The organism is Streptococcus sp. HJ1, from assembly GCF_052399005.1.
Taxonomy (GTDB): Bacteria; Bacillota; Bacilli; order Lactobacillales; family Streptococcaceae; genus Streptococcus.
This window is the reverse complement of record NZ_CP199005.1, coordinates 15,487-41,300: the sequence shown is the minus strand read 5'-3', so window position 1 is coordinate 41,300 and position 25,814 is coordinate 15,487. Positions and strand designations below refer to the sequence as shown.

The 25,814-nt window shown below is 42.2% G+C and carries 22 protein-coding genes; 15 read left to right on the top strand and 7 right to left on the bottom strand.

Going from position 1 to position 25,814, the window contains the following annotated elements; genetic code table 11:
* The first annotated feature begins 171 nt into the window (after positions 1 to 171).
* The 4 genes from ACT17O_RS00180 (at position 172) to ACT17O_RS00165 (ending at position 3,918) form a co-directional block, all read left to right on the top strand.
* Positions 172 to 813 carry a lysostaphin resistance A-like protein gene (locus tag ACT17O_RS00180; RefSeq protein WP_444817493.1) on the top strand — a complete coding sequence of 214 codons (642 nt, stop codon included), beginning with the start codon at positions 172 to 174 and terminating at the stop codon, positions 811 to 813.
* Positions 814 to 830: 17 nt separating this feature from the next.
* The gene (locus ACT17O_RS00175; protein ID WP_000832176.1) at positions 831 to 1,049 is read left to right on the top strand and encodes a hypothetical protein; all 219 of its coding nucleotides are present in this window, start codon (positions 831 to 833) and stop codon (positions 1,047 to 1,049) included.
* 151 nt (positions 1,050 to 1,200) lie between these two features.
* Positions 1,201 to 2,958, top strand: coding sequence for an aspartate--tRNA ligase (aspS, locus tag ACT17O_RS00170; RefSeq protein ID WP_444817492.1), 1,758 nt, complete (start codon positions 1,201 to 1,203; stop codon positions 2,956 to 2,958).
* 18 nt (positions 2,959 to 2,976) lie between these two features.
* Complete coding sequence (locus ACT17O_RS00165) at positions 2,977 to 3,918, top strand: YitT family protein (RefSeq protein ID WP_096422886.1); 942 nt, start codon at positions 2,977 to 2,979, stop codon at positions 3,916 to 3,918.
* Positions 3,919 to 3,951: 33 nt separating this feature from the next.
* Here ACT17O_RS00165 and ACT17O_RS00160 read toward each other — a convergent pair whose 3' ends face one another.
* The 5 genes from ACT17O_RS00160 to ACT17O_RS00140 all read right to left on the bottom strand — a co-directional run bounded on the left by ACT17O_RS00160 (position 3,952) and on the right by ACT17O_RS00140 (position 9,455).
* A complete protein-coding gene (locus ACT17O_RS00160; protein WP_132972277.1) occupies positions 3,952 to 4,938 on the bottom strand; it encodes a LacI family DNA-binding transcriptional regulator in 987 nt (328 codons plus the stop codon).
* A gap of 9 nt (positions 4,939 to 4,947) precedes the next feature.
* On the bottom strand, positions 4,948 to 5,748 hold the full coding sequence (locus ACT17O_RS00155) for a DUF1189 domain-containing protein (RefSeq protein WP_002880570.1): 801 nt from the start codon (positions 5,746 to 5,748) through the stop codon (positions 4,948 to 4,950).
* Between the two features lie 177 nt (positions 5,749 to 5,925).
* On the bottom strand, positions 5,926 to 6,768 hold the full coding sequence (locus ACT17O_RS00150; RefSeq protein WP_001065650.1) for a sugar ABC transporter permease: 843 nt from the start codon (positions 6,766 to 6,768) through the stop codon (positions 5,926 to 5,928).
* Between the two features lies 1 nt (position 6,769).
* The gene (locus tag ACT17O_RS00145; protein WP_444817491.1) at positions 6,770 to 8,062 is read right to left on the bottom strand and encodes an ABC transporter permease subunit; all 1,293 of its coding nucleotides are present in this window, start codon (positions 8,060 to 8,062) and stop codon (positions 6,770 to 6,772) included.
* A gap of 124 nt (positions 8,063 to 8,186) precedes the next feature.
* On the bottom strand, positions 8,187 to 9,455 hold the full coding sequence (locus tag ACT17O_RS00140; protein WP_000095456.1) for an extracellular solute-binding protein: 1,269 nt from the start codon (positions 9,453 to 9,455) through the stop codon (positions 8,187 to 8,189).
* Between the two features lie 474 nt (positions 9,456 to 9,929).
* Here ACT17O_RS00140 and malQ point away from each other — a divergent pair, with 474 nt between their 5' ends.
* From malQ to ACT17O_RS00125, 3 genes are all read left to right on the top strand, one after another.
* Entirely contained in the window at positions 9,930 to 11,447 is a 1,518-nt protein-coding gene (gene malQ, locus ACT17O_RS00135) for a 4-alpha-glucanotransferase (protein WP_444817490.1), read from the top strand.
* Between the two features lie 24 nt (positions 11,448 to 11,471).
* On the top strand, positions 11,472 to 13,730 hold the full coding sequence (glgP, locus tag ACT17O_RS00130; RefSeq protein ID WP_444817489.1) for a glycogen/starch/alpha-glucan family phosphorylase: 2,259 nt from the start codon (positions 11,472 to 11,474) through the stop codon (positions 13,728 to 13,730).
* 250 nt (positions 13,731 to 13,980) lie between these two features.
* A complete protein-coding gene (locus ACT17O_RS00125) occupies positions 13,981 to 14,187 on the top strand; it encodes a hypothetical protein (protein WP_009013759.1) in 207 nt (68 codons plus the stop codon).
* Between the two features lie 110 nt (positions 14,188 to 14,297).
* On the opposite strand, the gene ACT17O_RS00120 is transcribed toward ACT17O_RS00125, so the two are convergent.
* Positions 14,298 to 15,146: a putative RNA methyltransferase gene (locus tag ACT17O_RS00120; protein WP_444817488.1), complete on the bottom strand. Its 849-nt coding sequence runs from the start codon at positions 15,144 to 15,146 to the stop codon at positions 14,298 to 14,300.
* 151 nt (positions 15,147 to 15,297) lie between these two features.
* On the opposite strand from ACT17O_RS00120, the gene ACT17O_RS00115 reads away from it, so the two are divergent.
* Positions 15,298 to 15,576: a DUF6110 family protein gene (locus ACT17O_RS00115; protein ID WP_000910910.1), complete on the top strand. Its 279-nt coding sequence runs from the start codon at positions 15,298 to 15,300 to the stop codon at positions 15,574 to 15,576.
* Position 15,577: 1 nt separating this feature from the next.
* Positions 15,578 to 17,638, top strand: coding sequence for a heavy metal translocating P-type ATPase (locus ACT17O_RS00110; RefSeq protein WP_000008775.1), 2,061 nt, complete (start codon positions 15,578 to 15,580; stop codon positions 17,636 to 17,638).
* 77 nt (positions 17,639 to 17,715) lie between these two features.
* Here ACT17O_RS00110 and tyrS read toward each other — a convergent pair whose 3' ends face one another.
* Positions 17,716 to 18,972 (bottom strand): tyrosine--tRNA ligase, encoded by a 1,257-nt coding sequence (gene tyrS / locus ACT17O_RS00105; protein ID WP_044020095.1) that lies wholly within the window; start codon positions 18,970 to 18,972, stop codon positions 17,716 to 17,718.
* A 140-nt stretch (positions 18,973 to 19,112) separates the two neighbouring features.
* On the opposite strand from tyrS, the gene pbp1b reads away from it, so the two are divergent.
* From pbp1b to ACT17O_RS00075, 6 genes are all read left to right on the top strand, one after another.
* Entirely contained in the window at positions 19,113 to 21,614 is a 2,502-nt protein-coding gene (gene pbp1b / locus ACT17O_RS00100; RefSeq protein WP_444817487.1) for a penicillin-binding protein PBP1B, read from the top strand.
* Positions 21,615 to 21,691: 77 nt separating this feature from the next.
* Positions 21,692 to 22,603, top strand: a complete 912-nt coding sequence (locus ACT17O_RS00095) for a DMT family transporter (RefSeq protein ID WP_444817486.1) — start codon at positions 21,692 to 21,694, stop codon at positions 22,601 to 22,603.
* 84 nt (positions 22,604 to 22,687) lie between these two features.
* Positions 22,688 to 23,386 carry a 2,3,4,5-tetrahydropyridine-2,6-dicarboxylate N-acetyltransferase gene (gene dapD, locus ACT17O_RS00090; protein ID WP_216734187.1) on the top strand — a complete coding sequence of 233 codons (699 nt, stop codon included), beginning with the start codon at positions 22,688 to 22,690 and terminating at the stop codon, positions 23,384 to 23,386.
* Between the two features lie 69 nt (positions 23,387 to 23,455).
* Positions 23,456 to 24,586 carry an N-acetyldiaminopimelate deacetylase gene (locus ACT17O_RS00085; RefSeq protein WP_268721156.1) on the top strand — a complete coding sequence of 377 codons (1,131 nt, stop codon included), beginning with the start codon at positions 23,456 to 23,458 and terminating at the stop codon, positions 24,584 to 24,586.
* 11 nt (positions 24,587 to 24,597) lie between these two features.
* Positions 24,598 to 25,137, top strand: coding sequence for a 5-formyltetrahydrofolate cyclo-ligase (locus ACT17O_RS00080; protein WP_084942587.1), 540 nt, complete (start codon positions 24,598 to 24,600; stop codon positions 25,135 to 25,137).
* Entirely contained in the window at positions 25,121 to 25,801 is a 681-nt protein-coding gene (locus tag ACT17O_RS00075) for a rhomboid family intramembrane serine protease (protein WP_049505379.1), read from the top strand. The genes ACT17O_RS00080 and ACT17O_RS00075 overlap by 17 nt, the downstream gene beginning before the upstream one ends.
* Positions 25,802 to 25,814 lie beyond the last annotated feature (13 nt).

Here is a 25,814-nt window from a genome sequence, read left to right as displayed (position 1 = left end):
TCAACATTGCTTTTGCTTGTTTAAAAATATCTTTATAAAACCATTACTACCGTTTCTATTTTTGCAAGAGGAATTCTCTTATTAGCCCTTTTAGTTGCGACTGTATTCCACATTTTTATCAAAATGATGCGAATAACAATGCTAAGTCTTCATTTCAAATAGGAGTCTTTTATGAAACTACTTAAAAATCTTGGCTGGTTTCTTCTAGCTGTTCTATCCTTTTTCTTTGGCTATGGTCTGGTTCAGAGTATGGCTTTATCAGCTCTTGGACTAGGGGCTTCAATCTTTGGAGTCTTGCCACTTTATATCGCCCTGTCAGGGGCCTATGTTTATGGAGTTTACAGATGGTATCAGACAGAAAAGGTTAGCATCCAGACAACAGCTTTTAATCGTTATATCTGGTTGCCTACTCTGGTTTTGCTAGTGGCGATTACAGCCCAGTTCTTTTTGCCAGAAGATCCGTCAGTCAATCAACAAATCGTATCACAATTGACAGTTGCTCAGCCTGTCTTTGGTTTCTTTATGGTAGTGGTCTTTGCTCCTCTGACGGAAGAATTTATCTTTAGAGGGATGCTGGCGCGCTATCTCTTTCCTAAGCAGAACAACAGCAAACAGACAGCTCTGTTTCTCCTCGTATCAAGTGTGCTTTTTGCCTTGATTCATTTTCCAGGGACTTTGCAACAGTTTTTAGTTTATGCCAGTCTGGGATTGAGTTTGGGTCTGGCTTATGTGAGCCGAAAAGGTCTTCTTTATAGCATTTCTCTCCACGCTTTGAATAATTTAATCGGCTTTTTGATGATACTCATGCTATAATAGAGTCAGGAGGTCACATGAAACGAGTAATTTTATTAGCAGTGATACAGGCGGTCGTTCTCTTCTTTATCATCGGGGCACTTGCCTATGCCTTTAAAGGCGACTTCTTTTACAACTATCTAGCGGTTGTCTTTGCGCCTATTGCAGGTGTCTTGCGTTTTGCTTCGGCGTATGCGACGGAGATTGTTCTACCTAAAAAGGCAGCCGAGATTGCTGAAAAGCGTAAAAAAGGTTAAGAATCATAATCAGAGAATCCGATGACGTTTTCATCGGATTTTTTGTCTGTTTGTTTTGATTTCTAAAGGCAATCAAACTTTTCTGCTGATTTTCATGAAGAGCCTGCGCTTTTATGGTAAAATAGTAACAGAATAAAAGAGGAGAGAAAACATGAAACGTAGTATGTATGCTGGTCGTGTTCGTGAAGAACATATCGGACAAGAAATTACTTTGAAAGGATGGGTTGGCCGTCGTCGTGACCTTGGTGGTTTAATCTTTATCGACCTTCGTGACCGTGAAGGAATCATGCAGTTGGTTATCAACCCTGAAAAAGTATCTGCAGAGGTCATGGCAACAGCTGAAAGTATTCGCAGTGAGTTTGTCATCGAGGTGACTGGGCAAGTCGCTGCGCGTGAGCAAGCCAATGATAAATTGCCGACTGGTGCGGTTGAGTTGAACGTGACAGCTTTGACGGTGCTTAATACAGCTAAAACAACGCCATTTGAGATTAAAGATGGGATTGAGGCCAATGACGATACACGTATGCGTTACCGTTACCTTGACCTTCGTCGTCCAGAAATGCTAGAAAACCTTAAGCTTCGTGCTAAGGTGACCCACTCAATCCGTAACTACTTGGATGAGTTGGAGTTTATCGATGTGGAGACACCATTCCTTTCTAAGTCAACACCAGAAGGGGCGCGTGACTATTTGGTGCCATCTCGTGTCAATAAAGGGCATTTCTACGCTCTTCCTCAGAGTCCACAGATTACCAAACAGCTCTTGATGAATGCTGGTTTTGACCGTTACTACCAAATCGTCAAATGTTTCCGTGACGAGGACTTGCGTGGTGACCGTCAGCCTGAGTTTACTCAGGTCGACTTGGAAACGTCTTTCCTAACTGAGCAAGAAATCCAAGATATCACAGAAGGCTTGATTGCGCGCGTGATGAAAGAAACCAAAGGCATTGACGTGACGCTTCCATTCCCTCGTATGAAATACGACGATGCGATGGCTCTTTACGGTTCTGACAAACCTGATACCCGTTTTGACATGTTGCTTCAGGACTTGACAGAAGTAGTCAAGGGTATTGATTTTAAAGTCTTCTCAGAAGCACCTGCCGTTAAAGCCATTGTGGTCAAAGGAGCTGCAGACAACTACTCACGTAAAGACATCGACAAGATGACCGAAGTAGCCAAACAATATGGTGCCAAAGGTCTTGCTTGGGTCAAGGTGGTTGATGGAGAATTAAATGGACCAGTTGCCAAATTCTTGACTGGTATCCAAGCAGAATTGACTACAGCACTTGGTCTTGAAGATAAGGATTTGGTTCTCTTTGTGGCGGATACGCTTGAAGTGGCCAATGCAACACTAGGCGCCCTTCGTGGACGTATTGCCAAAGAGCTTGGCTTGATTGATAACGACAAATTTAACTTCCTCTGGGTAGTTGACTGGCCAATGTTTGAATGGTCTGAAGAAGAAGGTCGTTACATGAGTGCCCACCATCCGTTTACCCTTCCACAGGAAGAGACAGCTCACGAATTAGAAGGTGATTTGGCTAAGGTTCGTGCCATTGCCTACGATATCGTTTTGAACGGTTATGAGCTTGGAGGTGGTAGCCTCCGTATCAACCAAAAAGACCTTCAAGAACGCATGTTCAAGGCTCTTGGTTTCTCAGCCGAAGAAGCCAATGACCAGTTTGGTTTCCTTCTTGAGGCTATGGACTATGGTTTCCCACCTCATGGTGGTTTGGCGATCGGTCTTGACCGTTTTGTCATGTTGCTTGCAGGAGAAGAAAATATCCGTGAAGTCATTGCCTTTCCTAAGAACAATAAGGCAACCGACCCAATGACTCAAGCTCCATCAACAGTCGCTCTCAAACAACTAGAGGAACTAGAGATTCAATTGAACCCCTCTGCCTTAAAAGTTTGAAATATTGAGTAGAAGAAGATGAAACAAGCAAAACGAATTAAGCGGTGGCGCTATTATCTGCGCCGCTTTGCTTATCAGATAAAAATCTTACGAGTTTTACAAAGTATCTCTCGGGAAAAATATGATGAGAAAGTCTCGGCTTCTCTGGTTTATGGCTTTTTGTCAGCAGTAGCAGTCAATTTCTTTTTTCAACCAGGACACGTTTACTCCAGTGGTGCGACGGGTTTGGCACAGATTATCTCTGCTTTGAGTAATCACTGGTTTGGTTTTTATATTCCGATATCGCTGACCTTTTATGCCATCAATTTTCCGTTGATGATTTTGGCTTGGTATCAGATTGGGCATAAGTTTACAATCTTTACCTTTATCACAGTATCCATGAGTTCCCTCTTTATCCAGCTTGTGCCGGTTGTGACCTTGACAGAGGATCCCATCATCAATGCTCTTTTTGGGGGTGTTGTCATGGGCTTGGGGATTGGTTTTGCACTCCGTAACAATATTTCTAGCGGAGGTACAGATATCGTCAGTCTCACCATTCGAAAGAAAACGGGTAAGAATGTCGGCAGTATTTCTTTCTTGGTAAATGGGATGATTATGCTGATAGCAGGTCTGACCTTTGGTTGGAAATACGCCCTTTACTCTATGATCACCATTTTTGTATCGAGCCGTGTGACAGACGCGGTCTTTACCAAGCAGAAACGCATGCAGGCCATGATTGTGACCAATAATCCTGACAAGGTAATCGCAAAAATCCATAAAAAATTGCACCGTGGAGCAACCATGATCCACGATGCAGAAGGAACCTATAATCATGAGAGAAAAGCAGTCTTGATCACTGTTATCACGCGAGCAGAGTTTAATGATTTTAAACACATCATGAAACAGGTCGATCCAACAGCCTTTGTCTCTGTATCTGAAAATGTCCACATCCTAGGACGATTCGTAGAAACAGACAATTAATCATACTCAAAAGACCAGCCTTGGGGCTGGTCTTTATTTTTCAATAATTTTGTGCCCAATCAACTGGCGGTAACAAATTTGTTTATTGTTTTTGGCATCGTTGATTATCTGGAGAATGGTTTCAAAGGAAACACGTCCAAGTTCCAAGCTATTGATATCAACATAGGCTGCCAAGTTCAGTTTAGGGTTGACCGAGTCAAAGCTGAGGACAGGGACATCCAGTTGGTGTTTTGCGATGTAATCACAGACCCCTGCAGCAAGAAGGCTATCAATAGTAATAATAGCATCAATATTTGGATCATGTTCGAAGAGAAGTTTACTAAAGCGATAACCATTATCTTCAAGAAATTCGGTCGCAAAGTAGGTCAGATTTGGATCAATAGGAAGTTGGTATTGTTTAAGAGCTAACTCATAACCCATTAGACGATCTTGTGTTACGAAAAGTTTTTTGGTTCCTCCGATAAAAGCAATTCGCTTGCATCCTTTTTTGATGAAATATTCTGTCGCATCAAAGCCCGCCTGTACATTGTCATTATCAACAAGAGGGATAAAGGGTGAAGTGGATTTTCCGAGAATGAGGAAGGGGAACTGCTCATCAGCTACTAGCTTGACCAGAGGATCTTCTTCCTCGGCGTAGAGGAAAATCAAACCGTCAACACGCTTGCCATAAACCATCTGAGAAATCGCATTGAGACGTTCTTTCTCATCTTTCCCCGTTGCAATCTGAATAGCATAGTGGTTTTCAGACGCGACTTGGGCGATACCACGAAGGACAGATGGGAAGAAAGGATTTTGGTAAAAGGCATCCGAGTCGTCAGGGAGCACCAGGCCGATAACCTGAGTATAGCTACTTACCAAGCTACGAGCATTGAGGTTGGGATGGTAGTTGAGTTCCTTCATTGCCTTGCGAACTCGTTTTTTGGTTTCATCACTAATCGTTGATTTATTTTGAATGACGCGGGTAACAGTTGAAGGTGAGACACCTGCTGCTTTAGCCACATCTTTAATCGTCACGGGCATAAAAATCTCCTATTTATGATAATCTGGATCACGGAAATGTGTCTTGTAAAAAATAGTGACCAGATAAAGAACAAAAAGAATGTTTTGTACAGTGATAAGCGTTGTCATATTTTGGCCAAAAAGTCCCAAAATAAGCGTAATCAGAGTGGGTAATCCTAAACAGTTCAAGATAAAATGGTAGCACTCTTTAAAAGTCCTAAATGAAAAGAGGCGTGATTTTTTGGTGATATAAAGGAGAAGACTAGCTCCAAGAGAGACAATGAAGAAATTCAATCCAAAGAGGAAGCTAGCACCAAGAACGAGAAAGAGACTGATATAGACCCGATTTTGTTGGTACCAATCTTTAGAAATGGCCTGGGTTAGATCTTCCTTACTCTGGAAACTCTCCGTTTGAATCGCGTGGTAGCGAATGCGAGTTAGTTCCTTACTTTCCTTACTGATGACGAGTTCTTCCGTATCAAAATGAAGTTGCAAGTCCTTTGGCAATTCTTTGCTTTGGCTCGGGCCAATCAAAAGAGAAGGCTGCTGATTCTTCGTACCTGAGTAGTTCAGCTTTCCATCAACGATTTGTGCATTCTCTGACAAGTCCATGATGGCTTCATCTGTCAGTGGAGTGTAGACATTATCGATAAAGGTATCCAGTGGATACGTTTCCTGTGAGCTGTTTTGAATGGCAATCGGAACCATAGACAAACTGATGAGGAAAATGCTCGTAAAGAGAAGCTGAAACCAGTTGAGGCCGAAACGTTTTGATAGGGGGTTGCGAAATCCCCAGATACTAGAGAAATACGAGAATGGATATGGAAGCATAGGCATCTTTCTAAAAGTGTTTTCTATATGAGTATTATATAGAGAAATGTGCTTTATTTCAAGTCTAGGAAATCAATTATGTATTGAAAGAGGGCTTTCAATAAGATTTGTAGAAGGGTGTCCAATCTTGTAGCTTTAGCCACAAGCTCCAAAATGAAAAAGGGTGGCGGGGATAAATTATCCCTTGTCGCCACCACTTGTAAGTCCTGAAACAAAGTTCTTTTGTAAGAAGAAGAAGAGTGTACAGATTGGAAGTGCGATGAGGATGGCACCTGCTGAGAAGTAGGCAATCTTCAAGTTCTTCGCATTGTTGACGAAGGTTTGGAGACCAACGGCAACTGTAAAGTATTCTTTCTCACGAAGCAAGAAACTAGAGAGGATATAGTCTCCGAAAGGTCCCATGAAGGCCCAGAGGGCTTGTACCGCAACCATTGGGCGAACAAGAGGGAGGACGATTTGCCAGAAGCGGCGGAAGTGTCCTGCACCATCAAGTTTTGCTGATTCATCAAGAGACATTGGTACGGTATCAAAGTAACCTTTCATCAACCAAGCGTTCATAGGGATACCACCACCGACATAGAGGAAGATGAGGAACCAGCTATGGTTAAGGGCGTTCAACATAAGTGCCATAACGAAGAAGGCAGTCAAAGCAGCCATGGTTGGCACCATTTGGATAATCAAGAAGAAGACCAAACTTTGTTTACGAGCCAAGAAGTTGTATCGACTGTAGGCATAACCAGCAAGTACGATGATGCTTGTTTGGACAGCCATTGTAATCAAGGCAATGATCAAGGTATTGAGATACCAAGTGCCGTACAAGGTTTCAGTGAAGAGTCCTTTAAAGTTATCAAAACTAAAATCGACGTTACCATCTAGTTTAAAGGCTACCACGTTACCAGACTTGAAGGCTGACATAATGGTAATCAAAAGTGGATAAATAATGACGATTGATAAGCCAATCAAGTAGAGGTAAGTGAGGGTTTGAGTCAGTCTACGTTTGAGTTTGATTGAGTTATTCATCTTAGACGTCCTCCATATCAAATGCGTGTAGTTTCTTGAATGCAATCATAGAGATAGAGATGACAATGATGGAGATAATCAAGGTAACAGCTGCCGCCATAGAGTATTGTGGGGCTGTACCAGTTGTCAAACGGTAAATCCATGAAATCAAGATATCAGTTGAACCGGCTCCACCACCAACGCTACCAGGTCCTCCACCATTGAAGAGGTACATGATAGAGAAGTTGTTAAAGTTGAAGGTGTATTGACTAATCAATGTTGGAGCTGCAACAGCCAAGATCATTGGGAAAGTGATGTTGCGGAATTTTTGCCAAGCATTGGCACCATCGATGTAAGCCGCTTCGTAGAGGTCGTTAGGAATAGACTGCAAGATACCCAAAGTCAAAACGTAGATGTATGGGAATCCTAGCCAACCTTGCATCATAATCAAGGCAATCTTAGTCCAAGTCGGATCGGTTTTCCAAGGGATAAGAGCTCCATCTAGGAAAGGAAGAACCTTAGCCAAGATAGGCAATACTTGAGTGTTGATCGCTCCGACACTATCGTTAAACATGTTTGAGAATGTCAAGATAGTGATGAAGGCTGGAACAGCCCAAGGAAGAAGGAAAATAACACCAAAGATACGTTTTCCTTTGATAAATGGTTGGTTAGCAATGATAGCAGTGAAGATACCAATCACAATCTGCAAAGTAGAAGCAGACAAGGCCCAGATGATGGTCCAAGAAAGAACCGCACCGAAGGCTGAACGGAAGGTACTTAAGCTCCAGATGTTTGTAAAGTTAGTCAAACCAACCCAGTCCAACAATTTGTTTGGTGGCAAGTGTTGGAAGTCATAGTTGGTAAAGGCAATCATCAAGGTTACGATAACTGGGAAGATAATGGCGAAGGTCATGGCAACGTAAGATGGAATGATCAAGAGGTATGGGAATCCATTTTCATAAATGCCTTTAATCATGTCCTTGAAGGTACGAGCTACGGGAATACCGTTGTTGATACGTTTAGCAGTCGTATGTGCATCCTTAATATTAAAGATGTAAAAGAGCAAGTAAACGACAACAAAGATAGAATGGAAAGCACCGCGAATCAGCATGAACAGTGAATTATCACGGCCAGGTTTGTCACCAAGGGTGATCAAATTGCTCAATTCAGGGGTTGCAAGTGTTAGAAAATACAGAACAAATAGAACAGTAATGCCAAGGAAAATAAATCCTTTAGCTTTTTGTTTGTTATAGATTTGTCCTAAACCAGGAATGATTGACAGCAAGGCTGCTTTGCGAGGCTGTTGTTTTTCCATGATTACTCCTTTCATAGGATGCGAGTTTAAACTCGGATTCAATCGTAAGATACGTACATCTGATAAGAAGCATATCTATAAATTCAAAGGGGGATTTTGCTTCCACCCCCCTTGAACAATTCAATTAGTTACCAAATTTTTGTTGGATTGTTTCCTTGATCAATGTTACAGCATCGTTAGCAGCTGTTTTCGCATCTTTCTTACCACTTACAGCATCAAAGAGCATAGTTTTCGCTGGATCCCAAACTGTTGACATTTGTGAGATGTTTGGCATTGGTTGAGCGTTCTTGAACTGTTTGATAACAGCTGTAGTCAACTCATCGTTTTTGCCTTCAGCATAAGTACGAGCCTCAGTGTTAGCTGGGATTTCGTTGGTTGCATCGTAGAATGCTTTTTGTTGTTCAGTTGAAACTAGGAAGTCTACAAATTTTTGAGCGCCTTCAAGGTTCTTAGTGCTTGACGGGATGATCCAAGCTTTACCACCACCGAATGCTGCGTAATCTTTACCGTTTGGAAGAGTTGGGATAGTCGCAACACCGTAGTTTACTTTAGCATCTTTAAAGGATTGAGCTTTCCAAGGACCATCGATGATAGCAGCTGTTTTGCCTTCTTGGAATTGAGTTTGAATCAAGTTACCAGCACCTTCAGTATCTTGCATACCTTTAGGCCATTTTTCGTACCAAGATTTAGCGTATTCGATACCTTTGATTGCTCCGTCGTTTGCAAGACCGATATCTTTAGGATCTTTACCATTTTGACCGAATACATAACCACCGTTACCAGCAAGGAGTCCATATGCGTAGTAGAAGTTTGTCCAGTCAGCTAGGAAGGCAGTAGTTTTGCCATCTTCACCAGCGAAAGCGTATTTGCTATCTTTAGCAAGGTTTTCTAAGTCAGCAAAAGTTTTTGGAGCTTCTTTTAGCAAGTCTTTGTTGTAGTACATTACGAGAGACTCGATAACGGCTGGAGCACCATAGACTTTACCACCAACAGTTACAAGAGATTTAGTAGTATCGTCTGTTTTCGCACCATCACTAAGAGTTACTTCTGAAAGTTGTCCGTCAGTACCAAGGCTACCTACACGGTCGTATGGAGCCATCATAACATCAGGAGCCTTACCAGATTGGTTGTCAAGTGAAAGGTTATCAAGACCACCCATTTGGTCTCCTGTTTTGATCGTAACTTTTACGCCAGATTCTTTTTCGTAAGCTTTTGCAGCTGATTCAGCGAAGGCTTTATATTGGTCTTCAACGTAGAAAGTGATTTCTTGTGCTTCTGAAGAGCTAGTATCAGCTGCTTTGTCAGCAGATTTGCTTCCGCAAGCTACCAAGAGCAAGCTAGCGAGAGTAGCAGTTCCGAGCACAGCAGCGCTCTTCATGAATTTAGATGACATAGTGTATTCCTCCTAAAGAATAACAGTATAATTTATTTAGAAAACGCAAACGTTTTCTTTTATGAGCCTAGTATAGCACAAATAGAAAACGGTTGCAAGCTTTTTTAAAAAGTTTTTTAAAAAAATTTTAAGGTTTCAAACATTTGTTAAAGCCTTTATATAGGAAAGAACTTAAAATGTTTGTTTTTCTTGAATGGGAAATATATTAGGGAAACGATTGCGTAAATTCTGCTCGATTTTTCAGAAAATAGAGCAGATATTGGGAATGAATTATCTTAAATCAGAAAATCTTTAAAATTTTTTTCGCCTATTTCATAAAATATCAGTGGGAACAAGTTTTGTTTGATTAAAATAATTCAAAAAAATTTTTTAAAAACGCTTGCATTTGTGTTTAAAATACGCTATACTTAATTTAACGCAAACGTTTGCGCCTTGGTTGCGCAACGTTTTATAACAAACACATGAGGTGCTATTATGAAAAAACGTCAAAGTGGTGTGTTGATGCACATCTCTTCTCTGCCAGGAGCATACGGGATTGGATCATTTGGCCAAACTGCCTATGATTTCGTTGATTTCTTGGTTCGTACGAAGCAACGTTACTGGCAAATCCTCCCTCTTGGGACAACAAGCTATGGAGATTCTCCATACCAATCATTCTCGGCCTTTGCTGGAAATACGCATTTTATCGACCTTGATATCTTGGTAGAGCAAGGCTTGCTCGAAGCTAGTGACCTTGAAGGTGTTGACTTTGGTAGCGATGCATCTGAAGTTGATTATGCGAAGATTTATTATGCACGTCGTCCGCTTTTAGAAAAAGCAGTTAAACGTTTCTTGGAAGTGGGTGATGTCAAAGATTTTGAGAAGTTTGCTAAAGACAACCAATCATGGCTTGAACTCTTCGCAGAATATATGGCGATTAAAGAGCATTTTGACAATCTTGCTTGGACAGAATGGCCAGATGCAGACGCTCGTGCTCGTAAAACTTCAGCGCTTGAAAGCTACCGTGAGAAATTGGCAGACAAGTTGGTTTACCACCGTGTGACTCAATACTTCTTCTTCCAACAATGGTTGAAATTGAAAGCTTACGCTAACGATAACCACATCGAAATCGTTGGTGACATGCCTATCTATGTTGCGGAAGATTCAAGCGACATGTGGGCAAATCCACATCTCTTCAAGACAGATGCCACTGGTAAAGCAACTTGCATCGCAGGATGCCCACCAGATGAGTTTTCTGCAACTGGTCAGCTTTGGGGCAACCCAATCTATGACTGGGAAGCAATGGACAAAGACGGTTACAAATGGTGGGTTGAACGCTTGCGCGAAAGCTTCAAGATTTACGATATCGTTCGTATCGACCACTTCCGCGGTTTCGAATCTTACTGGGAAATTCCTGCTGGATCCGATACAGCAGCACCTGGTAAATGGGTGAAAGGTCCAGGCTACAAACTCTTCGCAGCTGTTAAAGAAGAGCTTGGTGAGCTAAACATCATCGCAGAAGACCTTGGTTTCATGACAGATGAAGTCATCGAGTTGCGTGAACGCACTGGCTTCCCAGGAATGAAGATTCTTCAATTCGCCTTCAATCCAGAAGACGAAAGTATCGATAGCCCACACTTGGCACCTGCCAACTCTGTTATGTACACAGGAACACACGACAACAATACGGTCCTTGGTTGGTACCGTAATGAGATTGACGATCCAACTCGTGAATACATGGCTCGTTACACGAACCGTAAAGAGTACGAAACAGTGCCACACGCAATGCTTCGCACAGTCTTTTCATCTGTTAGCTTCATGGCTATTGCAACCATGCAAGACTTGCTAGAACTAGATGAGTCAGCTCGTATGAACTTCCCATCTACTCTTGGCGGAAACTGGTCATGGCGTATGACAGCAGACCAACTCACACCAGCTGTTGAAGAAACTTTGCTTGACTTGACTACAATTTATCGCCGAATCAATGAAAATTTGGTAGAATTAAAGAAATAAGACAATATCAGGAGACACATAAACATGTTACCATTAAACGAATTTGTACAAAAACGTTACAATAAAACCATTGCAGAATGTAGCAATGAAGAGCTTTACCTTGCTCTTCTAAACTACAGCAAGCTTGCTAGCAGTCAAAAACCAGTGAATACTGGTAAGAAAAAAGTTTACTACATCTCAGCTGAGTTCTTGATCGGTAAACTCTTGTCAAACAACTTGATTAACCTTGGTCTTTATGACGATGTGAAAAAAGAACTTGCTGCTGCAGGTAAAGAGTTGATCGAAATCGAAGAAGTAGAATTGGAACCATCACTTGGTAACGGTGGTTTGGGACGTTTGGCAGCCTGCTTTATCGACTCAATCGCTACACTTGGTTTGAATGGTGACGGTGTTGGTTTGAACTACCACTTCGGTCTTTTCCAACAAGTTCTTAAAAACAACCAACAAGAAACGATTCCTAACGCTTGGTTGACAGAGCAAAACTGGTTGGTACGCTCAAGCCGTAGCTACCAAGTGCCATTTGCACACTTCACATTGACATCTACTCTTTACGATATCGATGTACCTGGTTACAAGACAGCTACTAAAAACCGCTTGCGTTTGTTTGACTTGGATTCAGTTGATTCTTCTATCATCGAAGATGGTATCAACTTTGACAAGACAGATATCGCTCGCAACTTGACTCTCTTCCTTTACCCAGACGATAGCGACAAGCAAGGTGAATTGCTCCGTATCTTCCAACAATACTTCATGGTTTCAAACGGTGCACAATTGATCATCGACGAAGCAATCGAAAAAGGAAGCAACTTGCATGACCTTGCGGACTATGCAGTTGTACAAATCAATGATACTCACCCATCAATGGTGATCCCTGAATTGATCCGTCTTTTGACTGCGCGTGGTATCGAACTTGATGAAGCAATCTCAATCGTACGTAGCATGACTGCCTACACTAACCACACAATCCTTGCTGAAGCCCTTGAAAAATGGCCTCTTGAATTTTTGGAAGAAGTGGTTCCTCACTTGGTACCAATCATCGAAGAATTGGACCGTCGTGTGAAGGCAGAATACAAAGACCCAGCTGTTCAAATCATCGATGAGAGCGGACGTGTTCACATGGCTCACATGGATATCCACTACGGATACAGTGTAAACGGGGTTGCAGCTCTTCACACTGAAATCTTGAAGAACTCAGAGTTGAAAGCTTTCTACGACATCTACCCAGAAAAATTCAACAACAAAACAAACGGTATCACATTCCGTCGTTGGCTCATGCATGCTAACCCAAGCTTGTCTCACTACTTGGATGAGATTCTTGGACATGGTTGGCATCATGAAGCAGATGAGCTTGAAAAACTCTTGTCATACGAAGACAAGGCTGCTGTCAAAGAAAAATTGGAAAGCATCAAGGCTCACAACAAACGTAAATTGGCTCGTCACTTGAAAGAGCACCAAGGTGTGGAAATCAATACAAACTCTATCTTTGATATCCAAATCAAACGTCTTCATGAGTACAAACGCCAACAAATGAACGCTTTGTATGTGATCCACAAATACCTTGATATCAAGGCTGGTAACATCCCTGCTCGTCCAATCACAGTCTTCTTTGGTGGTAAAGCAGCACCTGCCTACACAATCGCTCAAGACATCATTCACTTGATCCTCTGCTTGTCAGAAGTGATTGCAAATGATCCAGAAGTAGCTCCACACTTGCAAGTGGTTATGGTTGAAAACTACAACGTTACTGCAGCAAGCTTCCTTATCCCAGCATGTGATATCTCAGAACAAATCTCACTTGCTTCTAAAGAAGCTTCAGGTACTGGTAACATGAAATTCATGTTGAACGGTGCTTTGACTCTTGGTACTATGGACGGTGCTAACGTGGAAATCGCTGAGTTGGTTGGCGACGAAAACATCTATATCTTTGGTGAAGATTCAGAAACTGTTATCGACCTTTACGCAAAAGCAGCTTACAAATCAAGCGAATTCTATGCTCGTGAAGCTATCAAACCTTTGGTTGACTTCATTGTGAGCGATGCTGTTCTTGCAGTAGGTAAGAAAGAACGCTTGGAACGTCTTTACAACGAATTGATCAACAAAGACTGGTTCATGACTCTCCTTGACTTGGAAGACTACATTAAAGTCAAAGAGCAAATGCTTGCTGACTACGAAGACCGCGACGCATGGTTGGATAAAGTCATCGTTAACATTGCCAAAGCAGGATTCTTCTCATCTGACCGTACAATCGCTCAGTACAACGAAGATATCTGGCACTTGAACTAAGATACAAATTTATACTAATACATTTTGTAAAAAAGCGAGTTTCGATTGAAATTCGCTTTTTTTGAATAATGTTGATTTGAATCAATCTGGTCTAAAAAGAGAGAAATCATAGATACGTTGAAGTTTTAGAAATACTGCTTTTTACTGTATTTCAGTCTCATGATTCTTCGTAGTTGATGGCCTCGTATTTCTTGTATCCGCTTATAATTTGTATTATAATAGCATTGTGGTGAAGAAAGAAGGTGTTTTTATGTGGAAAAAATATTTTTCAAAATATAAATGGACTGATTTATTTTGGATACTATTTGTGGTTTTGTCATCACTCTCGATGGGGAATCGTACTCTTTTTCCACTTACCCATCAAGAAATCTCTTATCATGGGTGCTATTTGGGGATTACACTTGCCTCATTTCACTTATTATTCATTGATAAATTTGTCATTTCGAATCGAAAATAAATGGAGAGGTTAAAATTTTTTCCACTTTTCGGATAGACAGTTGAAAAATCGCGATTTATACCCACACCTCAAGAGGAGGTGCGGGTTTTTGTCTTATCTGAAAGATTTGTTTACCGTACTTTCCCAACCAAAATCTCTGCCTCAATGGTAATCTCTGTCAGTTGACTCCAGTCAATTTTGGTCTGGTCAACATGAAAGAGAAGGGGGGTCATGCTAAGTAAAGCTTGGCGTTGCTCGGCTGTGATGGGTTTGGTTAGGGAAGCTATTTGGCTAGATTGGATGCTGAAGTATTCCTGGAAATGTTCCTTGATATCTTGGTTGGAATAGTCCTTGTTTGTCAGCTGGTCTTGTACCCTTTGACGGATTTCTTTGAGGTGATTTTCAGTCGGGATGACCTTGATCAAGATGCCATCTTTGGATAAAACGCGACGGAATTCCCCATAGTTGGCAGGTGAAAAGATGTCGAGCAGGATATCCATACTGGCGTCTTTTATAGGAAGTCGAGCCAGGTCACCGACAAACCAATTAACTGACCAGTTGAGTTCACTTTTAGCTGCGATTTGGACCGAGTCTTTTGAAATGTCAAAGGCATAGAAGGTTTTATCAGAGTGACTTTCTTGGAGTTTACGAGAGTAGAAACCTTCGCCACAACCGATATCCAAGACTGTTTTTGCGGATGGATTAGTTGTTAGTAAGTCCGAGATACCTTCTAAAATAGCCTGATAAAAACCAGCTTCAAGAATTTGCTGGCGGTTTTGGAAGTTTTCCTTGTCGTAGTTGGCAGATTGCTTGATTTGCGGAGCCAAGTTGACATAGCCGAATTTTGCCAGATCAAAAGAATGGCGGTTGCTACACTTGAGGCTAGACTCTACCAAGGCCAGATTTTCTTGGCAGATAGGGCAGGAAAAGGCAGTCGCAGAAGCAAAACGCTGAAGTTTGGGTTTGAGGTTTGTATTCATAGTTTAAGTGTATCAAAAGAGGCAAATGAAAGCAACTTTAGAAATAAGTAGATGGGAGATTCAGTAGAAATAAAACTAATTCTCCAATTTATAGAATAAAATTGCTTTTATATCTAAATTTCTATATAATAATGATAAGGAGGAAATAAGTATGTTAAAAGAAGTATTAACCGTTGCAAAAGTTGCGAAAAAATCATCACTCTTTTTGGGTGGTGTCGCATTTGGTACCCTTGGTTTGAAAATCTTGGCAAGTAAGGAAGCTAAAAAAGGTTATTCTAAAGCTTTGGCTAAGGCTTACAAGTTGAAAGACGGGCTAGATGCATCTGTTTCTGTTGTGAAACAACATGGAGACGATGTCTTGCAAGATGCCAAATATTTGTACGAGCAAGAGAAAAAAGAAGAGCAATTAGATAGCCTTATAGGAGAATAATATGTCTTTTAAAGTGCTACATAGAGGATACCAACATATCCGACTATCATCTTCTTTTTCACTCACCTTGGATATTCAAGACTATCTTCGTTCCTTGGCGAGAGATGAAAAGGGGATTGAGTCTATCCAGTTTTACATGGATCAACAGCACTTTACTCTACGCATAAAAGAAGGCTTTTCTGTATTAGATAATGCAGAAGCCTTTTTAAAAAGAATTGATAAAGGGAAAGTTTCTGAGTTGATGACTCTTCCCATTCGTAGAGAAGAGAGTGCTTATTCTATTGTTTCAGGTGCAGCGATTAAGCGTGTACTTTTTCGTAGTTTTGTGCCGTATCCTATTCGCTATATATGGACTTGTTATCAGGCTTTGGGTTATATTAGAGAAGCCTATCAAACACTAGCGCGTAAGGAACTAACGATGGAAGTCTTGGACTGTTCGGCGATTTTATTGTCCTTGTTTATGAACCAATCCAAGACAGCTAGCAATATCATGTTTATGCTTGATTTGGGGAATCATTTAGATCAGTGGTCTTTGAAAAAAACTGCAACAGATTTAGAACAAAGCCTTCTTGCAAAAGAGAGCGACGTATTCTTAGTACAGGGCGATACGGTTGTTAGTATCAAGAGTTCCGATGTTCAAATAGGAGATGTCTTGGTCCTATCTCAAGGAAATGAAATTCTGTTTGATGGACAAGTAGTTTCAGGTTTAGGTATGGTCAACGAAAGTTCCTTGACGGGAGAGAGTTTTCCAGTTGAAAAAAGAGAGTCTGATTTGGTTTGTGCAAATACAGTATTAGAAACTGGAGAGTTACGCATTCGTGTAACCGATAATCAGATGAACAGCCGGATTTTACAACTGATTGAGTTAATGAAGAAATCTGAAGAAAACAAGAAAACGAAACAACGCTATTTCATCAAGATGGCGGATAAGGTCGTCAAATATAATTTCTTGGGGGCTGGGCTAACTTACCTATTAACAGGTTCTTTTTCTAAGGCTATTTCTTTCCTATTAGTCGATTTCTCCTGCGCTTTGAAAATCTCTACTCCTGTAGCTTATTTGACAGCTATCAAGGAGGGGTTGAACCGTGAAATGGTGATTAAGGATGGGGATGTTCTGGAGAAATATCTGGAAGTTGATACTTTCTTGTTTGATAAGACGGGAACAATCACAACTAGTTATCCTATAGTTGAAAAGGTGTTACCTTTTGGGGACTATAGTGAGGAAGATATTCTCAGAATCAGTGCCTGTCTTGAGGAACACATTTATCATCCTATTGCTAATGCCATCGTCAAGCAAGCTGAGATAGAGGGAATTGAACATGAGGAAATGCATGGGAAACTCCAATATATTGCAAGCAAGGGGATCAAATCTCATATAGATGGCCAACCAGTTCTTATTGGGAATTATGTCTTGATGCAGGATGAGCAGATTCATATCAGTTCAGAACAAAATGCTTTAATTGAAGAGTACAAGAGTCACTACAATCTCTTATTCTTGGCTTATCAGAATGAATTGATTGGAATGTTCTGCATTCATACTCCTTTGAGAAAAGAAGCAAAAGCAGCCTTGGAGAAACTTAAGGCACAAGGGAAAAAATTGATTCTGGCAACAGGGGACACCTTGGTTAGGACAGAGGAATTAGTCAAAGATTTGCCCTTTGATCAGGTCTATACAGACTTGAAACCTGATGGGAAATTTGAGTTAGTAGAGGAACTGCAGAAAGCAGGTCACACGATTTTGATGGTTGGAGATGGATTGAATGACTCAGCGGCTCTAACCCTATCAGATATCGGTGTGGTGATGAATGAGAGTGCAGATATTTCTAAGCAGATGAGCGATATCTTATTGTTAGATAATCGTTTGGATTTCTTCCAAGAGTTGGATTGGCTATCATCATCTTTGCAAACACTCATCAAGAAGAATATTCAAGATACCGTTGTCGTAAATAGTAGTTTGATTGGCTTTGGCTTGTTTAATTGGCTCAGTCCTTCAAACCTCTCTATCCTACATAATCTAACAACCTTACGCATAGTCCTGCGTAGCCTGTCTATTAAGGGATAGGTGGGGACTATTCACAGCAAAAAGGAGTTACCTTTCTCGAGGGTAACTCCTTTGTTTATAGGTAAATGTTTAACAATTTAGTAAGTCAACACAAAGTATTTCTTCTTCCCGCGGCGGATAACAGTGAGTTCGTTTTCTAACTTATCTGCGTCACTCAAGACATAGTCAAGGTCTTGGATACGGTCGCCGTTGACGTAGATAGCTCCGTTTTGGACGTCTTCACGGGCTTGGCGTTTTGAATTGACCACACCAGATGACACGAGGAGTTCCACGATATTGTGGTTTTCGTCTGCTTTTACTTGGTAGTTTGGCACTCCACGAAGTCCTTGTTTGAGTTCTTTGACAGAAAGGTTTTTGATGTTTCCAGCAAAGAGTTGCTCGGTGATGTTAAGGGCTTCTTTGTAAGCTTCTTCTCCGTGAACAAGAGTCACGACTTCACGAGCGAGGACCTTTTGTGCCAAGCGTTCGTGTGGAGCCGCTTCAAACTCTTTGCGGATGTCTTCAATCTCATCGAGTGACAAGAAGGTAAAGATTTTCAAGAAGCGAACAGCGTCAGCATCCATCACGTTCATCCAGAATTGGTACATTTCGTATGGAGAAGTCTTTTCAGGGTTAAGCCAAACTGCGTTTCCTTCTGACTTACCAAATTTCTTACCAGTTGCGTCTGTGATGAGTGGAACAGTGATCACGTGACCAGTCTTGTCAGCCTTACGACGAAGCAATTCGGTACCAGCTGTCATATTTCCCCACTGGTCAGAACCACCGATTTGCAGAGTAACATTGTAGTCTTGGTTAAGGACATAGAAGTCGTACCCTTGCATGATTTGGTAGGCAAACTCAGTGTAAGAAATCCCTGTCTCGATCCGTTTCTTCACAGATTCCTTACTCATCATGTAGTTGACAGTGAAGTATTTTCCGACGTCACGGAGGAAGTCAATGAAGCTGATACTGCCAAACCAGTCGTAGTTGTTGACCATGACAGCCTTATTTTCACCATTTTCAAAGTCAAGAAAACGAGAAAGTTGCCCTTGGATAGACTTGACCCAGCCCTCTACTGTGTCTTTTGTTTGGAGACTACGCTCAGCATCTTTGAAGGACGGATCTCCGATGAGACCTGTAGCACCGCCAACGAGCGCATATGGTTTATGACCTGCTAACTGCAAGCGACGACTGGTCAAGATTGCGACAAGGTGGCCGAGGTGAAGGCTATCAGCAGTTGGATCGTAGCCAGTATAATAAGAAACTTGACCTTCTTCTAGGGCTTTACGCAAAGCTTCTTCATCAGTCGTTTGAAAAATCAAACCACGCTCTTTTAGCTCATCAAAAATGTGCATGTGTCTTTTCTCCTTTATAAAATATTGTTTCTACCTATTGTATCACAAACTCGGACAATAGCCTAGTGGAATAGGGAAGAAAGTGGCTATTTTATTGAAAGTTTCCCTTTTATGGTATAATAGAGAAAGCGAGGACATTCATGAAAGAAAGAATTAATGAATTAAAAACAAAAATGCTGCATTTTTTCCAGCAGCTAATGCAACGAATTGCAAAATGGAAGAAAAGACTAGCAGAAAAACTGGCTAATAAGAAAACCGGTAAAAAGGGGACCTCTTCTGACAAAGTTGGAAGGGCAGGATCTAATTTTGCTAAGGTTTTGAGTGGGTTTAAAATAGTCTTTAACACTCTCTTTATCTTAGGTTTTATCGGTGGACTGTTTGGCGCTGGTGTAGCTATGGGTTATGGAGTTGCTCTATTTGACAAGGCTCAGGTGCCTCAAGCAGAAGAGTTGGTCAAGCAAGTGAAGGATATTGCCTCTATCTCAGAAATCACTTATTCTGACGGCAGTACCATTGCCTCGATCGAGGGTGATTTGTTGCGCACTTCAGTCGCTTCAGATGCTATCTCAGATAACCTTAAGAAAGCCATTGTTGCGACAGAGGACGAGCATTTCAATGAGCACAAGGGAGTTGTGCCTAAGGCCGTTATTCGTGCGACCTTGGGAACCTTTGTCGGTCTAGGCTCGTCTAGTGGTGGTTCGACCTTGACCCAGCAGGTCATCAAGCAACAAGTAGTGGGGGATGCTCCAACTCTAGCTCGTAAGGCTAAAGAGATTATTGATGCTCTTGCTTTAGAAAGGGCCATGGGTAAGGATGAGATTTTGACAACCTACCTTAACATAGCTCCTTTTGGTCGCAATCATAAAGGCCAAAATATTGCAGGTGCCCAGCAGGCTGCAGAAGGAATCTTTGGTGTCAATGCTTCGGATTTAACGGTCCCTCAAGCTGCCTTTATCGCAGGATTGCCACAGAGTCCAATCAGTTATTCTCCTTATGAATCTGATGGTAGCATGAAGAGTGATGAGGACATGGCTTTGGGAATTAAGCGTGCCAAGGATGTCCTCTACAATATGTACCGAACAGGGGCTCTAAGTCAGGAAGACTACGATAAGTACAAAGATTATGACTTTAAGAAAGACTTCCTACCATCAGGTAGTGTTAGTGGTACTTCGCGTGACTATCTCTACTATGCAACCTTGGCAGAAGCAACTGATCGTATGTATGACTACCTCGTCCAACGAGATAATGTTTCTGCGCAAGAATTAAAGAATGAGTCCATTCAGAAATCCTATCGTGATTTAGCCACTAAGGAAATTGAAAATGGTGGATATAAGATTACGACAACTATCAATAAAAATGTTCATGCTGCGATGCAAAATGCGGTTGCGACCTACGGCTATCTGCTAGATGATTCGACAGGCAAGCCTGAGGTGGGGAATGTCCTCATGGACAACCAAACGGGAGCTATCCTTGGATTTGTTGGTGGCCGTAATTATCAAGAAAATCAGAACAATCACGCTATTGATACCAAGCGTTCTCCTGCTTCGACTACTAAGCCGATATTGGCTTACAGTATTGCCATTGATCAAGGTCTGATGGGAAGTGCAAGTATCTTGTCAAACTATCCTACCAACTTCTCAAACGGGAATCCCATCATGTATGTCAATAGTCCTGGTACAGGCATGATGACATTGGGAGAAGCCCTTAACTACTCATGGAATATCCCAGCCTACTGGACTTATCGTACGCTTCGAGAGAAGGGCGTTGATGTCAAGGGCTATATGGAAAAAATGGGTTATGAAATCCCAGAATATGGCATTGAAAGTTTACCGATGGGTGGGGGGATTGACGTTACAGTTGCCCAGCATACCAACGGGTATCAAACTCTGGCTAACAATGGAGTTTACCATAAGAAACATATGATCGCTAAGATCGAGTCAACGGATGGCCGACTGGTATACGAGCACAAGGATGAGCCTGTCCAAGTTTATTCAAAAGCGACAGCAACCATCATGCAAAGTTTGCTTCGCGATGTTATTTCATCTCGGATTACTTCAAGTTTCCAGACGGATTTGACGACTATCAATCCATCCCTAGCTCGTGCTGACTGGATCGGAAAAACTGGTACGACCAATGAAGATGAAAATATGTGGCTCATGCTTTCTACACCTCGCTTGACTTTGGGTGGCTGGTTAGGTCACGATGACAACCGACCACTAGCCAAAGGAGCAGGCCACTACCGTAATGCCAACTATATGGCCCACTTGGTCAATGCTATCCAACAAGCTGAACCTGGAATATGGGGGAATGAGCGCTTTAATCTGGATCCAAGTGTGACCAAGTCACAAGTTCTCCGATCTACAGGGCAAAAACCGGGCAAGGTTTCCATCAATGGGAAAGAAATAGAAGTTTCTGGATCAACAGTAACGAGCTACTGGGCTACTAAAGAAGGTGCCCCAGTGACCACCTATCGCTTTGCTATTGGAGGAAGCGATGCAGATTATCAGAATGCTTGGAAGAATATTCTAGGAAGTATTCCTGCAGTAACTTCTCCAAGCTCAAGTAGCGGTTCGGGAACAACAAGTTCGAGTGGAAATACTCAGAGTGGCTCTTCAGGACGTTCACGTCTGTTTAATCGCTAAGATAGAGTAGCAGCAAGGTTAGTAATTTCCCCTTGTTGCTACTTTTTTCTTGGTTGGTTTCGTGTTACAATAGGAGTATGAATCATTATCAGAAAAAGATTGTTAAGGGAACACTATACTCGCTACTCTCAGGCCTAATCTGGGGGATCTGTGGGATTTTAGGAGAGTATTTTTTCACTCATTATCCAGTGTCTTCTGGATGGATTACTTCTATGCGTTTACTGGTAGCGGGGAGTTTGGTTTTAGGCTTATCGGCCTTTCAGTTGCGCACTCGATTATTGGATATCTGGCGTGATAAGAAAAATTATCTATCTTTTTTAGCCTATGCTATTCTAGGTATTTTTTCTGTGCAGTTTTTCTTCTATCTCTGCGTTGAGTATTCCAATGCGACGACGGCGACCATTTTGCAATTTATCAGCCCCGTTTTTATTTTGTTTTACAATCGCATTGTCTACCAGAAGAAGGCTTCGATTACAGCGATTCTCTATGTTTTGATTGCCATGCTAGGTGTTTTTTTGATGGCCACAAAAGGGGACTTGTCCCAGTTGTCCATGACACCTTTGGCTCTAGTGACAGGCTTGCTCAGTGCAGTAGGCGTCATGTTTAATGTCATCTTGCCTCAACGATTTGCCCGCCACTATGGTTTTGTACCCACTGTTGGTTGGGGGATGATTTTGGCAGGACTCTTTAGTAATTTCCTATACCCTATTTATCAGATAAGTTTTCAAGTGGATTTGGTAAGTGTGCTGATTTGTCTGACGATTGCCGTGTTTGGCACCGCTTTTGCCTTCTTCCTATCTATGAAGGCTGTGTCACTCGTTTCCCCGCTGGTTGTATCGGTGGTGAGTGCTAGCGAACCTCTTTCTTCAGCTTTATTAAGTGTTCTTTTTCTGGGATTGGTCATGGATGGTTTTTTGGCCTTGGCTATGGTGTTGATTATCGTTCCGATGATTTTCTTATCTGTAGAAGAAGCAAAACAAGCCCAGTAAAGATGCTTATTTGATAGTTGAGGCTTCAAATTTGAAGCCTTTTTTGGTAGAATAGGTATCATTATAACGAACCAGGAGGCGCCTATGACTGCTACAAAAATGAACGCTCAAGAAATTATCCAATTTATCGCCAATGCTGAAAAGAAAACCAGTGTCAAAGTAACCTTTGAGGGGCAACTCGCATCTGCTGTGCCTAGCTCTGTTGTCAAACTAGGAAATGTTTTATTCGGAGACTGGAAGGATGTCGCTCCGCTTCTTGAAGGTTTGGTAGAAAATCAAGATTACGTTGTCGAGCAAGATGCTCGTAATTCTGCAGTTCCTTTGCTAGATAAACGTGCAATCAACGCTCGTATCGAGCCAGGTGCTATTATCCGTGACCAGGTTGAAATTGGTGACAATGCTGTTATCATGATGGGAGCTGTTATCAATATCGGTGCTGAAATTGGTGCTGGAACCATGATTGACATGGGTGCCATCCTTGGAGGCCGTGCTATCGTTGGAAAAAACAGCCACGTTGGTGCAGGTGCAGTTTTGGCGGGTGTGATTGAGCCAGCTAGCGCAGATCCAGTCCGTGTCGGAGATAATGTTCTTATCGGTGCTAATGCAGTGGTGATCGAAGGAGTTCAAATCGGCAGTGGTTCAGTTGTTGCTGCAGGAGCTATCGTTACCCAAGATGTTCCAGAAAACGTGGTAGTGGCAGGTGTTCCGGCTCGTATCATCAAAGAAATTGATGAACAAACCCAACAAAAAACAGCGCTTGAGGATGCGCTTCGTACCTTGTAATTATAAAAGTAAAAAAGAGGCGGAACCCTTTTTCCAGCCTCTTTCTTCTATCAAAAGGAGGATCGATAGATGTTAGATTTGATTCAGACTAGACGAGATTTACACCAGATTCCAGAGATTGGCTTGGAGGAGTTTAAGACTCAGGCTTATTTGCTGGATGTGATTGAAAAATTGACTACGGGCAAGAACTTTGTTCAAGTTCGTACTTGGCGAACAGGGATTTTGGTCTACCTGCAGGGAAGTCAGCCGGAGCGAACTATTGGTTGGCGAACAGATATTGATGGTCTGCCTATCGTCGAACAAACAGGACTGCCTTTCGCTTCTCAACACCAAGGTCGCATGCATGCTTGTGGCCATGATTTTCATATGACCATTGCCTTAGGCTGTCTCGAGCGCGCCCTGGAGGAACAACCCAAGAATAATTTGCTCTTCCTATTTCAGCCTGCTGAAGAAAATGAAGCTGGTGGGATGCTCATGTATGAGGATGGTGCTTTTGGAAATTGGTTGCCAGACCAATTTTATGGTCTCCATGTTCGTCCGGATCTGAAGGTCGGACAGATTGCGACCAACACTCATACACTCTTTGCAGGGACTTGTGAGGTGAAGGTTCGTTTCAAAGGAAAAGGAGGACACGCAGCTTTTCCGCATGAAGCCAATGACGCCTTGGTGGCTGCTAGTTACTTTGTAACCCAAGTACAGTCAGTTGTCAGCCGCAATGTTAATCCCATCGATGGAGCGGTGGTGACCTTTGGCGTTTTTCAAGCTGGAACAACCAACAATGTCATTACAGACACAGCATTTTTACACGGAACCATTCGCGCCTTGACTCAGGACATGAGCCTCTTGGTACAAAAAAGAGTCAAGACAGTCGCAGAAGGGGTTGCAGCAGCCTTTGATATGGAAGTCGAAGTAGAACTCAAGCAAGGAGGCTACCTACCTGTTGAGAACAATCCAGCCTTGGCGCGTGAACTGATGGACTTTTTTGAAGAGAAAGACGGAATCGAGTTGATTGATATCGAGCCTGCTATGACTGGTGAGGACTTTGGTTATCTCCTTTCGAAGGTAGATGGAGTTATGTTCTGGCTAGGTATCGATAGTCCCTACGCCCTTCATCACCCTCAGATGAGTCCTAAGGAAGAAGCCTTAGCCATTGGGGTAGATGCGGTCTCTAGTTTCTTGAAAAAGAAGGCAGCAGAGTAGAGGAATTGACTATGAAAGCTGAACTACGCAAGAAAATTTTGCAAGAAATGAAGACTTTATCTCAGGAGCAAAAACAGGCTATGGATCGAGTTTTAACTGAGGGTTTCTTACAACACCCTTTTTACCAAGAAGCCAAGACCATCGCAACCTATCTCTCCTTCCCTCATGAATTTCAAACGCAGGAACTGATTGAGCAGGCGCTGAAGGACGGCAAGAAGGTTTTGATACCCAAAACCTATCCCAAGGGGCGCATGGAGTTTGTGGTCTATCATCCGCAGCAGTTGGCAAAAACTTCCTTTGGTTTACTGGAACCGCAAGGAGACTTGGAAGTGGTGGAACCGTCTCAGATTGATTTAATTCATGTTCCGGGCTTGGCTTTTACAACAGAGGGCTATCGGATTGGATATGGTGGAGGATACTACGACCGCTATCTAGAACATTTTGCTGGGCATACCATGAGTACAATCTATCCTTGTCAAGTTCAGGAGTTTAACTCGGAAAACCATGATATTCCCGTCCAGGAGGTGCTAATAGATGAAGGAAATCTTTGATAAACGTTATCCTGTGACTAGCTTCTTCCTCCTAGTAACAGCATTGGTATTTCTCTTGATGTTGGTTCTTACAGGTTTAAATTTTGAACGAGCAGATACCCTGCTTCAGTTTGGAGCCATGTATGGACCGATCATTCGCCTGTTCCCTGAGCAGATATGGCGCCTTTTTTCGGCTATATTTGTGCATATTGGATGGGAGCATTTCATTGTCAATATGATTTCGCTCTACTTTCTTGGACGACAGGTGGAGGAGATTTTCGGTTCTAAGCAGTTCTTCTTTCTCTATCTCTTATCTGGAATGATGGGTAATCTCTTTGTGTTTGCTTTCACACCGAAAGTTGTCGCTGCTGGGGCATCCACTTCCCTATACGGGCTATTTGCTGCGATTATCGTCTTGCGTTACGCAACTCGCAACCCCTATATTCAGCAGTTGGGGCAATCCTACCTGACGCTTTTCGTGATAAATATCATTGGAAGTGTTCTAATTCCAGGAATCAGCCTAGCTGGGCATATTGGTGGGGCAGTAGGCGGTGCCTTTCTAGCAGTCATCTTCCCAGTCAAATGGGAGAGAAGGATGTACAGTACTAGCCAGCGAATCGGAGCAACGGTACTTTTTATTGCACTAGCTGTTTTCCTTTGCTATAAGGGAATGAGCTATGTGTAGGGATGGAATAGTT